The 254-nt window shown below is 35.4% G+C and carries 1 pseudogene; it reads left to right on the top strand.

The window, feature by feature from the left end:
* A pseudogene (locus ICJ84_RS16675) lies at positions 1–254 on the top strand (heavy metal translocating P-type ATPase); the annotation flags it as partial.

Here is a 254-nt window from a genome sequence, read left to right as displayed (position 1 = left end):
ATTAACCAAAGGGATTCCTGCTGTAACAGACATTGTGACATATGGTAGAAATGAAAATGAATTAATGACCATAACAGCAGCCAGTGAAAAAGGATCACAGCACCCTCTTGCTTCAGCGATTATGCGAAAAGCAGAAGAAAATGGATTAAAATTCAACGAAGTAACAGTAGAGGATTTTCAATCCATTACAGGTAAAGGCGTTAAAGCCAAAATAAATAATGAAATGTATTATGTGGGAAGTCCAAATCTTTTTG

Source organism: Aestuariibaculum suncheonense, assembly GCF_014596935.1.
GTDB classification, from domain to species: domain Bacteria; phylum Bacteroidota; class Bacteroidia; order Flavobacteriales; family Flavobacteriaceae; genus Aestuariibaculum; species Aestuariibaculum suncheonense.
This window is presented reverse-complemented; position numbering and strand designations above follow the sequence as displayed.